Origin of the sequence: Microbacterium kunmingense, from assembly GCF_023155745.1 — a bacterium.
Lineage (GTDB): Bacteria > Actinomycetota > Actinomycetes > Actinomycetales > Microbacteriaceae > Microbacterium > Microbacterium kunmingense.
Map to the genome: position 1 here is coordinate 93,490 of NZ_JAKNUS010000010.1, position 13,147 is coordinate 106,636.

11 protein-coding genes are annotated in these 13,147 nt (G+C 70.1%); all 11 read right to left on the minus strand.

The window, feature by feature from the left end; all coding sequences use genetic code 11:
• Positions 1 to 6 precede the first annotated feature (6 nt).
• The 11 genes from MA875_RS14130 to MA875_RS14180 all read right to left on the minus strand — a co-directional run bounded on the left by MA875_RS14130 (position 7) and on the right by MA875_RS14180 (position 13,145).
• Positions 7 to 462, minus strand: coding sequence for a cell division protein SepF (locus MA875_RS14130; RefSeq protein ID WP_179559412.1), 456 nt, complete (start codon positions 460 to 462; stop codon positions 7 to 9).
• Between the two features lie 33 nt (positions 463 to 495).
• On the minus strand, positions 496 to 1,218 hold the full coding sequence (locus MA875_RS14135) for a YggS family pyridoxal phosphate-dependent enzyme (RefSeq protein WP_248242898.1): 723 nt from the start codon (positions 1,216 to 1,218) through the stop codon (positions 496 to 498).
• A 16-nt stretch (positions 1,219 to 1,234) separates the two neighbouring features.
• Entirely contained in the window at positions 1,235 to 2,395 is a 1,161-nt protein-coding gene (gene ftsZ, locus MA875_RS14140; RefSeq protein WP_248242899.1) for a cell division protein FtsZ, read from the minus strand.
• A 152-nt stretch (positions 2,396 to 2,547) separates the two neighbouring features.
• The gene (locus MA875_RS14145) at positions 2,548 to 3,438 is read right to left on the minus strand and encodes a cell division protein FtsQ/DivIB (RefSeq protein ID WP_248242900.1); all 891 of its coding nucleotides are present in this window, start codon (positions 3,436 to 3,438) and stop codon (positions 2,548 to 2,550) included.
• Between the two features lie 102 nt (positions 3,439 to 3,540).
• The gene (gene murC / locus MA875_RS14150; protein WP_248242901.1) at positions 3,541 to 4,959 is read right to left on the minus strand and encodes a UDP-N-acetylmuramate--L-alanine ligase; all 1,419 of its coding nucleotides are present in this window, start codon (positions 4,957 to 4,959) and stop codon (positions 3,541 to 3,543) included.
• A gap of 54 nt (positions 4,960 to 5,013) precedes the next feature.
• Positions 5,014 to 6,105: a UDP-N-acetylglucosamine--N-acetylmuramyl-(pentapeptide) pyrophosphoryl-undecaprenol N-acetylglucosamine transferase gene (locus tag MA875_RS14155; RefSeq protein WP_248242902.1), complete on the minus strand. Its 1,092-nt coding sequence runs from the start codon at positions 6,103 to 6,105 to the stop codon at positions 5,014 to 5,016.
• The gene (gene ftsW, locus MA875_RS14160; RefSeq protein ID WP_248242903.1) at positions 6,102 to 7,331 is read right to left on the minus strand and encodes a putative lipid II flippase FtsW; all 1,230 of its coding nucleotides are present in this window, start codon (positions 7,329 to 7,331) and stop codon (positions 6,102 to 6,104) included. Before ftsW ends, MA875_RS14155 begins: the two co-directional genes overlap by 4 nt.
• Positions 7,276 to 8,838 carry a UDP-N-acetylmuramoyl-L-alanine--D-glutamate ligase gene (gene murD / locus MA875_RS14165; protein WP_248242904.1) on the minus strand — a complete coding sequence of 521 codons (1,563 nt, stop codon included), beginning with the start codon at positions 8,836 to 8,838 and terminating at the stop codon, positions 7,276 to 7,278. Before murD ends, ftsW begins: the two co-directional genes overlap by 56 nt.
• Positions 8,820 to 9,932 (minus strand): phospho-N-acetylmuramoyl-pentapeptide-transferase, encoded by a 1,113-nt coding sequence (gene mraY, locus MA875_RS14170; protein WP_248242905.1) that lies wholly within the window; start codon positions 9,930 to 9,932, stop codon positions 8,820 to 8,822. The genes murD and mraY overlap by 19 nt, the downstream gene beginning before the upstream one ends.
• Positions 9,929 to 11,341, minus strand: coding sequence for a UDP-N-acetylmuramoyl-tripeptide--D-alanyl-D-alanine ligase (locus MA875_RS14175; RefSeq protein WP_248242906.1), 1,413 nt, complete (start codon positions 11,339 to 11,341; stop codon positions 9,929 to 9,931). Before MA875_RS14175 ends, mraY begins: the two co-directional genes overlap by 4 nt.
• A gap of 16 nt (positions 11,342 to 11,357) precedes the next feature.
• Positions 11,358 to 13,145 carry a peptidoglycan D,D-transpeptidase FtsI family protein gene (locus MA875_RS14180; RefSeq protein ID WP_248242907.1) on the minus strand — a complete coding sequence of 596 codons (1,788 nt, stop codon included), beginning with the start codon at positions 13,143 to 13,145 and terminating at the stop codon, positions 11,358 to 11,360.
• Positions 13,146 to 13,147 lie beyond the last annotated feature (2 nt).

Below are 13,147 nucleotides of genomic sequence, written 5' to 3' on the forward strand. Positions count from 1 at the left end.
CTAAGGCTACGAGAAGGGCACGGCTTCCGGGTCCGCGTGCGCGATCGCACCGTCTCCGGACACGGCGACATTCTCGGGCGAGAGCAGGAACACCTTGCTGGTGACACGCTCAATACGCCCGTAGAGTCCGAGCGAAAGACCGCTGGCGAAGTCGATGAGGCGTCGCGCATCGGCATCGGACATCTGCGACAGGTTGATGATCACCGGGATACCGTCCCGGAAGTTCTCGGCGATGACCTGGGCGTCCCGATACTGCTTGGGGTGCACGGTCAGGATCTCGCTCACCGCCGTGGGCGCCGGCTGACGGACCACCGCAGGACGGTGGATCGGGGTGATGGGGGCCGCCTTCTCGACCGCCTGCGGCTTCTGCCGAGCTGCCGGCTGGGACGCGGGCTCTTCGTAGACCTCTTCCTCATCGGCGAGGCCCAGGTACACCATGGTCTTCTTGAGCGGGTTCGACATCGGATCCTCCGTTTGCTCGTGTCGTTTCCGAGGTTAACCGCGCTCGGGCCGCGGGCCGGTGATTGCCGTGCCGATACGTAGGTGTGTCGCGCCGACGGCGATCGCCTCGGCGAAGTCTCCGGTCATCCCCGCCGACAACCAGGTCGCATCGGGGACGACGGTCCGCACCGCCTCCGCGTACCGCGCGAGGCGCTCGAAGGCAGCCGCAGGGGCCTCGTCGAGGGGAGCGACGGCCATGACGCCGCGGACGCGCAGCGTGTCGCAGCCTGCCGCGTGGACCGCGAGGGCCGTCAACTCGCCGGGCGCCACGCCGCCTCGCCCGGGGTCGTCGGTGAGATTGACCTGGAGGAGGACATCCAGCGGAGGCTCGGACTCTTTCGCGGCCCGATCGAGGGCGTCGGCGATCTTCGGACGATCCACCGAGTGCACGACGGAAGCGGCCGAGCGGATCGCCCGGGCTTTGTTGGTCTGCGCCTGCCCGATGAAGTGCCAGCGGAGACCTGCCAGTGAGCCGACGGCCTCGTGCTTGGCCGAGAGCTCCTGCTGACGGTTCTCACCCACGTCGCGGACGTCCAGCTCGTACAGCCGCCCCACGAGACGGGCGGGGTGGAATTTCGTCACCACGATCCGGGTGATCTCCTCGGGCCTGCGACCCGACGAGCGCGCCGCGTCGGCGATGCGCGCATCCACGGCGGCGAGCCGCCGGGCGAGGTCGTCCTCGTCCGGCGGCTCGCCGTGTGTCGCGGGGATGCTCATCGCGCGGCGATGTGAATCACTTCAGGAAGTCGGGGATGTCGAGGTCGTCATCACCGAACGCCGAGTCGTACCCGGTGTCGGGCACGGACGCACCCACCGAGACGGACTCCTTCTTCGGCTCGACCCGCTCGGGCTCGACGTCGCGCGCGGCGTCGACAGCGGGCATCGCGGGCACGACCGGCACGGTGGCCGGGCGGGCCGCGGCGACCGGATCGATCCGCAGCGACGGCTCGCCGCCGTCGAATCCGGCTGCGATGACCGTCACACGGACCTCGTCACCGAGGGTGTCGTCGATCACCGTGCCGAAGATGATGTTGGCCTCGGGGTGCGCGGCCTCCTTCACCAGCTGTGCGGCGTCGTTGATCTCGAAGATGCCGAGGTTGGAACCACCCTGGATCGACAGCAGCACGCCGTGCGCACCCTCGATCGACGCCTCCAGCAGGGGCGACTCCACTGCGAGCTCGGCGGCCTTGATGGCCCGGTCGGCCCCGCGCGCGGAGCCGATGCCCATCAGCGCCGATCCGGCGCCCTGCATGACCGACTTGACGTCGGCGAAGTCGAGGTTGATCAGACCGGGAGTCGTGATCAGGTCGGTGATGCCCTGCACACCGGCGAGCAGCACCTGATCGGCGGTGGCGAAGGCCTCCACCATCGAGATGCCGCGATCGCTGATCTCGAGCAGGCGGTCGTTCGGCACGACGATGAGGGTGTCGACCTCTTCCTTCAGCCGCGCGACGCCGGCCTCGGCCTGGCTCTGCCGGCGACGGCCTTCGAAGGAGAAGGGCTTGGTGACCACACCGATGGTGAGGGCGCCGATGGACTTGGCGATCTTCGCGACCACCGGGGCGCCGCCGGTGCCGGTGCCGCCGCCTTCGCCCGCCGTGACGAAGACCATGTCGGCGCCGCGCAGGGCCTCTTCGATCTCCTCCGCGTGATCCTCCGCCGCACGACGTCCCACCTCGGGGTCGGCGCCTGCGCCCAGACCGCGCGTGAGCTCTCGGCCGACGTCGAGTTTGACGTCGGCGTCGCTCATGAGCAGCGCCTGGGCGTCGGTGTTGATCGCGATGAACTCCACGCCGCGCAACCCGAGTTCGATCATGCGGTTGACGGCGTTCACGCCGCCGCCACCCACACCGACCACCTTGATCACGGCGAGGTAGTTCTGGTTCTGGCTCATGCCGGCCTCCGTCTTCCCGAACCTTCAACCTCTACTAGAGGTATAAAGAATTGCTCGGTATGCAATTCCTGTTCTTGAAGGTAGGCGGCCGATGCGGCTCGGCGCGGAGGGACGCGGCGTGTCGCGACATCCTGATTTCTCGCCGTCGAGGATCACCGGATGACGGCGGCATCGGGCGAGGAGACGTCGTACTCGGTGACGGTGTCGGCCGGGCGCGCGAGCATGACGGCCTCGAGCACCCGCGCCTTGTATGCGGACTGCTCCGCGCTCCCCCAGACGACCCGGGCGGAGGAGGTCAAGGTCAGCGTCACATCGAAGGCCGAGGTCGCGCTCACCCCCGTCACCTGGTCGGCGATCGACGGCGGAAGGGCGCGCATCACCCTGCCGACCGCGGCGAACGCGTCGCCGTCGACTCCGCCGCGGACATCGAGGATCGGTTCGCCGGGCGGCGCCTCGGCGGCAGCGGAGAGGACGACCCCGGCCGCATCGACCACGGAGTATCCCGCCGCCGATTCGATCGCGCCGATGGGTGTGCGCTCCACGATCCGCACGACGAGCTCGTGCGGCGGACGCGCCTCGAGGGTGTAGCTCTGCACGAAGGGGAAATCCGACAGCGTGTCCTGCACGGCCGCGTCGTCCACGAGCGGGAGCGGGGTGCCGAGCTGCGACGCGAGCGCCGCTTCGACACCGGCGGCATCGAGCTGGACGGCACCGATCACGCGGATGCGCTCGACCGCGAAGAGCGGGCTGTAGGCCACCGCGGCCGTGACCCCGGCGACCACGACGACAGCACCGAGCGCCGACACCCACAGCGCCCGCCGACGGCGCTGACGGACGGTGAAGCGCCGCACCTCGGCGCGCAGCGCCTTCCGGCGCGCCCGCGAGGCACGCCACACCGCCAGCAGCCCGACCGGCGTCGGGGCGTGCTCGCCGTCCTCGGCGAGGTCGTCGCGCGGATCCGGCCCGGCCGCTGTCGCGGCGGTCGGAAGCGACAGGATGACGCCGGCGCCGTCGTCGTCGCCGGCGGCCACGTCGTCCGCCACGTCGTGCCCTACACCGCCCGCCTCACGATCCGACGGCGCAGCTGGCGCACGCCGGATCGGCGCGGCCGGCGGCGGGAGCGGTGACGGCCGACGGACCACGGTTCAGCCTTCGACGGCGGCGGTGTCGGGCCGGATGCGTGTGAGCGCTTCGAGGATCTGCGGGACAAGGAGGTTGACGTTTCCGCAGCCGAGGGTGATGACGTAGTCACCCGGGCGCGCGACGGCGGCGGCGTGATCGGCGGCGCGCTGCCAGTCGGCGACGAAACGCACCCGGTCGGGGTCGGTGAACGCGTGGGCGACGAGGTCCCCCGTCACGCCCGGTACGGGATCCTCCCGCGCACCGTAGACGTCGAGGACGACGGTGTGGTCGGCGTGGCTCTCGAGGACCTCTGCGAACTCGCGGTACATGTGCTGGGTGCGGGAGTAGGTGTGCGGCTGGTGGACCGCGATGATGCGGCCGTCGCCGATGACGCTGCGGGCACCGGCGAGGGCGGCGGCCACCTCCGTCGGGTGGTGGGCGTAGTCGTCGTAGACGCTCACGCCCCGCTCGATCCCGTGCAGCTCGAACCGTCGATCCGTACCGGCGAAGCCCGCGATCGCCTCCGCGGCCGACGCGAGCTCGAACCCGAGGGCGATCAGCACCGCGACCGCCCCGGCGGCGTTGACGGCGTTGTGCACTCCGGGGATGCGCAGGCGGACCGAGACGGTCTCATCCCCGTATGCCAGCCGGAAGCCGACCGGTCCGTGCGCGTCGATGTCGCTCAGCCGCACGTCGGCTGCCGCGTCCAGACCGAACGTGATCACGCGCGGGTGATCCAGCAGCGCCGCCACGTCCTTCGCGCCCGGATCGTCGGCCGAGATCACCACCGCCTCCCGTGCCTCGCGGCCGAATCGGGCGAAGGCCTCGACGAAGGCATCCGCCGACCCGTAGTGATCCAGGTGGTCGGGGTCGACGTTGGTGATGAGGGCGACCGAGGTGTCGTAGAGCAGGAACGTGCCGTCGGACTCGTCGGCCTCGATCACGAACAGATCGTCCGCGCCGGTGCCGCTGGACACGCCGAGCTGCGCGATCACGCCGCCGTTGACGAACGTCGGGTCCGCACCCAGCGCCTGCAGCGAGGTGACGATCATGCCCGTGGAGGTGGTCTTGCCGTGCGCGCCCGCGACCGAGACCAGGCGCCGCCCCCCGATCAGCCAGTACAGCGCCTGCGACCGGTGGATGACCGCGAGCCCCCGCTCCTTGGCCACGACGTACTCGGGGTTCTCCGGCCAGATCGCGCCCGTGTGCACGACGGTGTCGGCGTCGCCGAGGTGGGCGGCGTCGTGACCGACGTGCACGGTGGCGCCCGATGCCGCCAGTGCGCGCAGCGACGGACTGTCCGCGCGGTCCGAACCCGAGACCTTGATCCCCCGGGCGAGGAACATCCGGGCAAGGCCCGACATCCCCGATCCTCCGATGCCGATGAAGTGGGCGGCCCGGATGTCATCCGGGATCGGCAGGGACAGGTCAGGTCTGATCATGGCCCGTCAATCCTAAGTCGGCCTCCTGCGCGCCCCTTCCCCGGCGCGCTGAGGTCACCGAGCCCGACCGCGTGCCTCGTCGATGAGGGCGACGACCGCCTCACTGCCCGAACGGGTGCCGACCGATGCGGCAGCGCGGCGCATCGCCTGCAGACGTCCGGGATCGGTGAGGAGGGGGATGACGTCGCGGCGCACCCGCTCGGCGGTGAAGTCGGCGTCGAGGATCAGGGAGGCCGCTCCGGCTGCGACCGCGGATGCGGCGTTGAGAGCCTGCTCCCCGTTGCCGACCGCATACGGCACGTAGACGGCGGGGATGCCGAGCGCGCTGATCTCGCTGACGGTCGCCGCACCGGCGCGGGAGACCACCGCGTCGGCCAGCGCGAAGGCGAGATCCATCCGATCGACATAGCGGCGCAGCGCGTATCCGGCCACGCCCGGGTCGGGGGTGGTGCTGCGCTCCCCCGTGACGTGCAGCAGCTGCCAGCCGGCGTCGAGCACGTCGCGCCAGGCTGCTCCGCCGTCCTCACCGAAGGCCTCGTTCAGGCGCTGCGCACCGAGAGAGCCACCGAACACCAGCAGCACGGGGCGCGCCGCATCCAGACCGAAGGCCGAGGCGGCCTCATCGCGGAGGGCTGCGGCGTCGAGGTCGACGATCTCGCGGCGAAGCGGCATCCCCACCACCCGTGCACCCCTCAGCCGTGTGCCGGCGAACGCGACGCCGACCGTCGCGGCCCGTCGTGCCCCCAGGACATTGGCGAGCCCCGGGCGGGCGTTGGCCTCGTGGACGACCGTCGGGATGCGCTCCCGCCGCGCGGCGACGTAGGCGGGCGCCGCGGCGTATCCGCCGAAGCCGACGACCACCTCGACCCCGCGGTCGCGGAGATGACGTCGGACCTGGGCGACAGCCCGCCCGAATCGCTGCGGGAACATCGCCGCGGCTCGATCAGGTCGCCGGGGGAAGGGCACCTTGTCGACGAACAGCAGCTCGTAGCCGCGCTCCGGTACGAGCCGGGCCTCCAGACCCTCCCGCGTCCCGAGGACGAGAACCTCGGCGTCCGGCTCACGCGCGCGCAGCGCGTCGGCGACCGCCAGCAGCGGGTTGACGTGCCCGGCGGTGCCGCCGCCGGCGAGGAGGTAGGTCGTCACCCGACGACACTAACCGCCCGCCTGGGCGGCAGCGAACGGGCGAAGGACAGCAGCACCCCCGACGCCACGAGCACCGAGACGAGGGAGGTGCCGCCCTGGGACATGAACGGCAGCGGAACGCCGAGGACCGGGAACACCCGCAGGACCACACCGATGTTGATGAGGGCCTGACCGACCACCCAGACCGTGATGCCGCCGGCGACGATGCGCACGAACGGGTCGTCCGTCCATCGGATCACATGGAACGCACCGACCGCGTAGAGCGCGACGAGGCCGAGCACGACGGCGCAGCCGATGAGTCCGAGCTCCTCGCCGACGATGGCGAAGATGTAGTCGTTGGCGGCCGCGGGGAGCCAGTCGTACTTCTCCTTGGAGTTCCCGAGGCCCAGCCCGAAGACGCCGCCTCCGGCCAGACCCCACATCCCGTGGAGGGGCTGGTAGCAGTCGTTGAAATAGTCCTCGAGGCAGTTGGGGTTGAGGAAGCTGAGGAAGCGGCGCATGCGGTCGGGGCTCGTGACGGCCAGGACCGCGACGGCCGCGGCGGCGGCGATCGCGGGGAGGATGAAGATGCGAAGCCGCACCCCGGAGAAGAACAGGGCCCCGAGGACGAGCAGCACCAGGATCATCGCCGTCCCGAGGTCGCGCCCGGCGAGCACCGTCGCGATCGCGAGACCCGCGACCGGCACGAGCGGGATGTAGACGTGCCGCCACATCGCCAGCAGCGTCCGCTTGCGGTACAGCACGTACCCCACCCACAGGGCGAGGGCGAGCTTCAGGAACTCCGACGGCTGCGCCTGGAAGCCGGCGATGGTGATCCAGTTCCGGTTGCCGTCCGCGCCGTGGCCGAGAGGAGTGAACACCAGCAGCTGGAAGGCCACGGCTCCGATGAGCGCCGGCCACGCGATGCGCTTCCAGAACCTGATGGGCAGACGGCTGGCGATGAACATCAGCGGAACACCGATGACGGCGAACACCGCCTGCTTCATCGCCGCATCCCACGGCGCCTGCCCCGCCGCCGTGGAGGTGGCGGAGGTGGCCGAGAGCACCATCACCAATCCGAAGATCGTCAGCAGCAGGGCCGTGGAGGCGATGAGCAGGAACTCGCTCGGGACCGGCGCGAAGACCCGGCCGAGCGACACGCGGGCCGCGAGCCCCCGACGACTCGCAGACTCAGCCGGCGGAGTCGGGATGCGGGGGGTGCGGGTCTGCGTCGTCGTCACCGTCATCCCCCATCTCGATCCATCGCTGCACGGCGGCGGCGAACTTCCTTCCGCGGTCGGCGTAGGAGGAGAACTGGTCGAAGGACGCCGCGGCGGGGGCGAGGAGCACCACATCCCCGTCACGGGCGACCTGCGCGGCCAGTTCGACCGCCTGCGTCATGACGTCCCCAGTCTCGCCGGGGGTCACCTCGTACACGGGGACGTCCGGCGCGTGTCGCGAGAACGCCGCCGTGACCGCGGTCCGGTCCTCCCCGATGACGACGGCGGCGCGCACCTTTGTTGCGACCTCAGCCACGAGCGGGGAGATCTCCACGCCCTTGAGCAGTCCCCCGACGATCCAGATCGCGCCAGGAAAGGCCGACAGGGATGAGGCCGCCGCGTGCGGATTGGTCGCCTTGGAGTCATCCACCCAGACGATTCCGCGGCGCGTGGCCACCACCTCGATGCGATGAGGGTCGAGCCGGAACACACGGAGCGCATCGCGGATCGCCGCGGGGGGCACGTCGAGTGCGCGCGCGAGCGCGGCGGCGGCGAGGATGTTCGCGACCATGTGCGGAGCTGCGAGCCCGCGCTCGGCGAGCTCGGCGACCGTAGTGAGCTCGAGGGCGCTGGTGCGCCGATCGTCGAGGAAGGCGCGGTCGACGAGGATGCCGTCCACCACGCCGAGATCGCTCGGCCCCGGCACGCCCAGGTCGAACCCGATGGCGCGGGCGCCTTCGATGACCTCGGCATCCTCCACCATGCGCCGGGTTTGGAGGTCTGATTTGCTGTAGACGCACGCGACCCGGGTGTTGTCGTACACGTGGGCCTTCGCGTCGCGATAGTCCTCGAACGAGCCGTGCCACTCCAGGTGGTCTTCGGCGAGGTTCAGGCACACGCTGCCGTGCGGGGAGAGGGGCGCGGGGCCGCTCTGGCGCCCCAGATACCAGAGCTGGTGACTGGAGAGCTCGACGACGAGGACGTCGAATCCACTCGGGTCGCGGACGGCGTCGAGGACGGGGGTACCGATGTTGCCGACCGGTGCGGCGCGCAGACCACCCGCGACGAGCATCTCCGCCACCAGCCGAGTGGTCGTCGTCTTGCCGTTCGTGCCGGTCACCAGCACCCAGTCGGCGGGGCTGCCGTCCTCGCGGACCACCTTGTCGCGCACGCGCCACGCGAGTTCGATGTCGCCCCACAGCGCGATGCCGTCCTGGACGCACCACGCGATGACGGGGTGGCGGGGTGAGAAGCCCGGCGAGGCGATGACGACCTCGGGCGTGAAGGCGCGCAGCGCATCGGGAACCGTGTCGAGCGGTCCGATGACGGCGTCGACGCCGATCACCGGCAGAAGCTTCTCGTACTCCGGCTCGGCCGCCTCGGAGAAGACCTGGACGCGCGCACCGAGTTCTGCGAGGGTGTCGGCCGCGGCGAAGCCCGTGACCGAAAGCCCGAGCACGGCGACCCGCAGTCCCGACCAGTCCGCATGCCAGCTGGTGAGTCCGTCCAGGCGGGTCATGTCTGCGACAGCCATTCGACGTAGAAGAAGCCGACGCCCGAGACCGCGAGGAGGCCCGCGATGATCCACATGCGCACCACGATCGTGATCTCCGACCACCCGCGCATCTCGAGGTGGTGGTGCAGCGGGCTCATGAGGAACAGCCGCTTCCCGCGGGTGAGCTTGAAGTACACCCGCTGGAGGATCACCGACCCCGACGCGATCACGTAGACACCGGCCACGAGCACCATGAGCAGTTCGGTGCGGGTGAGGATCGCCATCGCGGCCACGACGCCGCCGATCGCCATCGACCCCACGTCACCCATGAAGACCTGCGCCTTCGGCGCATTCCACCAGAGGAATCCGACGAGCGCGCCCACGAACGCGGCGGAGACGATCGCGAGATCGAACGGATCCCTCGTGGCGTAACAGGCGGACAGACCACCGGGACTGAGCTCCCCACCCCCGAAGCACGCCTGGTTGAACTGCCAGAAGGCGATGAGGCTGTAGGCGCCCACGACGAAGATGCCGGCACCGGCGGCGAGGCCGTCGAGCCCGTCGCTGACGTTGACGGAGTTGGAGGCGGCCACGCCGATGAAGGAGATCCAGGCAAGGTACAGCAGCCAGCCGAGGATCGGTCCGAGCGCGAAGAACCACAGCACCTGCACATCGCGGAACACCGAGATGTAGGGCGACGCGGGGGTCTCGTTGTAGATGTTGGGGAAGTTCAGCGCGACGATGCCGAACGGCACGGCGACGATCACCTGCCCCACGATCTTCCGCCAGCCGCTGAGTCCGAGGCTTCGCTGGCTTCGGACCTTCATGAAGTCGTCGATGAAGCCGACGGTGCCGAATCCGACCATCATCCACAGCACCAGCAGCCCCGACACCGTGGGCGGGTTGTTCCCCGCCACACCGCCGACGAGGTAGCCGATGATGGTTCCGGCGATGAAGATCGTCCCGCCCATCGTCGGCGTCCCGCGCTTCTCGCCGTGGCTCGGATTGCGGATGTCGTCGGGGGTGCGGATGACCTGACCCCAGCCCCACCGACGGAACAGCCGGAGGAACACCGGGGTGAGGAAGAGGGTGAAGGCCAGCGAGATCGCCGCCGCGGTCAGCAGGGATCTCACGAGAAGAATTCTCCCAGTCGGTCGCCGAGGAACCGCAGGCCCGCCGAGTTGGATGACTTCACCAGCACGCGGTCTCCGTCGCGAAGCTCGCCCGTGAGGTAGTCGTAGGCCTCGTCGGCCGTGGCGAAGAACACCGCCTCCCCGTCCCACGATCCCTCACCGACGGCGGCGAGGAACAGGCGACGGGCCTCGGGTCCGATCACGACGATGCGTTGGATGCCCAGACGCACGGCCTGGAGGCCGATCCGGTCGTGCTCTTCGCCGGCGTACTCCCCCAGCTCGCTCATCGCACCGAGGACCGCGACCATGCGTTCGCCGGGCCCGGTGATCTGAGCGAGGGTCCGAAGCGCCGCCGACATGGAGTCGGGGCTGGCGTTGTAGGCGTCGTTGATGATGCGCACGCGCGGGGAGCCCAGCGGCTGCATGCGCCACCGCTCGGCGAGTTCGACCGTCTCCAGGCGCGCGACGGCGTCTGCGGGCGTCACGCCGAGGGCGGTGGCGGCGGCGATCGCGGCGAGGGCGTTCATAACATGGTGCTCGCCGAGAACGCGCAGGCGGAGCGGAGCGGAGACACCGTCAACGAAGACCGTGCACGAGGTGCCGTCCGCGGTCACCTCGACGTCTTCCGCCCTCACCTCGGCGGTGCTGCCGCGACCGAACCACCGCACCGAGGCGGGCTTGTCCTGTGCGGTCGGAGCCATCTGGGCCACACGCGGGTCGTCGGCGTTCAGCACCGCCACCCCGCCCGGGCGGAGGGCGTGGACGAGCTCGCTCTTGGCGCGGAAGGTTCCCTCGATACCGCCGAAGCCTCCGGCGTGGGCCATGCCGACCATGAGGACGACCGAGATGTCGGGGTGGACGAGACCGGCGAGTGCCGCGATCGCGCCAGGGCCGCTCGCCCCGAACTCGCTCACCAGGTAGCGGGTCTCCTCCGTGACGCGGAGCATCGTCAGCGGCGCTCCGACCTCGTTGTTGTAGGAGGCGCGGGGAGCGACGGTCTCACCCTCGTCCTCGAGGATGCGCGCCAGCAGGTTCTTCGTGGTGGTCTTGCCGTTGGAGCCGGTGATCCCGACCACCTTCAGCGCGCCACCCGTGCGCACCCGCGCGACGACCTCGCGGGCGAGGTCGGCCAGGGCCTGCACCACGTCGCGCACGACGATCTGAGTGATCGGCTCGTCCACGGGCCGCTCGACGAGCGCCAGCACCGCTCCGGCCTGGTGCGCCGCCGGGACGAACAGGTGGCCGTCGGTGGTCTCGCCGGGCTTGGCGACGAAGATGTCGCCGGGGCCGATCGCACGAGAGTCGGTGTCGACGGTTCCCGACACCACGGTGTCGGGGGTGTCGTCGCCGGCGAGGAGGAGGTCTCCGCCGACGGTCAGGGCGATGTGATGCAGGGGAAGGGAGATCATGTGTCCGAGGGGGTCGTCAGCCGAACTTCGGCAGGACAGGCGGTTGCGTCGTCGACGGCATGACCCGGTAGGTCTTGAGCACCTGGGTCATCGCCTGCTGGAATGCCGCGGCGTTGGCCACAGACGACTTTACCTTGGTGGGCTCGTCCAGCGTCACGGCGACGACGTACTGCGGGTCGTCGGCGGGAGCGAATCCGATCATCGTGGTGAAGTAGGCACCGCTCTTGTATCCGCCTGTGACGGGGTCGGACTTCTCACCGGTGCCGGTCTTGACCGCGATGCGGTAGCCCGGCACCGCGATCTCGTCGGCGTAGTTGGCCTGGAGCGCCACGTTCTCCAGGATCTGCTGCACCTGGGTCGCGGTGTCTTCGCTGATCACGCGGACGGGGTCGGGCGTGTCGGGACCGGTCACGGTGCCGTCGGCGGCGGTGCAGCTCTCCACGAGCGTCAGCGGAACGCGCTCCCCGTCGTTGGCGATGGCTCCGTAGGCGCCGACCAGCTCCGGGAGGGTCGTGGTCAGGCCCTGCCCGTAGGTGGTGTTGTAGACCGTCTGGTTGTCCCAGTCCGAGGCCGGTCGGAGAAGGCCCGTCTGCTCGCCGGGGAAGTCCACGGCGCTCCCCTCCCCCACGCCGAAGCGCTGGAGGTACTCGTAGCGGGTCTGCGGATCGACCGTCTCGCTGATGCGGGAGATCGCGGCGTTGGAGGAGTCGATGAGGACGCCCGTGAGGGTGTAGGTGTACGCAGGGTGGACGAACGAGTCGCGCACGCGCGCGCCGTTGGCGAAGGTCTCGGTGCTCGCGGCGACCACGGTCGACTGGGCGTTCTGCCCCCCGGCGTCGATCACGGTGGCGGCTGTCAGCGCCTTGAATGTCGACCCGGGTTCGAACCAGTCAGTGAACATCCGGCTCCTGCGGTCGTCGTCCGGCGAGGCGGCGACGTTGTTGGGGTCGACGGCGGGGAACTCCGCGGCCGCTCGGATCTTCCCGGTGGCGACCTCGGTGACCATGATCGATCCGCTGAGCGCCCCCATGTCCTGCACCTGCTCGGCGATGAGCTGCATGAGGTACCACTGCAGATCCCGGTCGATGGTCAACTGCAGCGTGCCGCCGTCCACGGCGGGATCTTCGACCTCGGTGCCCGGGATGATGACGCCGTCCTTGCCGCGCTGGAAGCGGAGCTGCCCGTCCGTCGCCGTGAGACAGCCGTCCTGGCTCAGCTCGAGCCCCGCCAGGGGCACCTCGTCGGTGCCCATGAACCCGATGAGGTTGCCCGCGACGGCACCATCCGGGTACGTGCGGGCGGGATGCTGCTCGAAGGTCAGGTACGGGAGCTTCAGGTCGGCCAGCGCCCGGTACTGCTCGGTCGAGATCCCGCGCTGGACGAACTCGTACTGGTCCGCGGGATCCGCGGCGAGCGCCGAGGCGACGATCCGCTGGATCTCGTCGGCCTGCTGCCCGGTGATCGAGCCGATCAGCCCCGACGCCTCCGGCCACGTCAGCGTGGTCTCGACGTCGTCCTCTCCGGCCCGGGTGATGTCGCCGGTGTTCTTGGGATCGATCACCACGTCGTAGCGCAGGATGCTCCCGGCGAGGGTGTTGCCGGCGGCGTCGATGATGGCTCCCCGCGATCCGTCGAGATCCCGCGAACCGCTGAAGGCCCACTCCAGCGAATCCTCGATGTGCTCATCGGCGTTGACCACCTGGATGTCGACGAGGCGGACGATGAAGCCCACGAGGACCGCCAGCACGACAGCCAGCGCGACCACCGTGCGGCGGCGGGGACTGCGGCTTGCTCGGGTGGTCATTG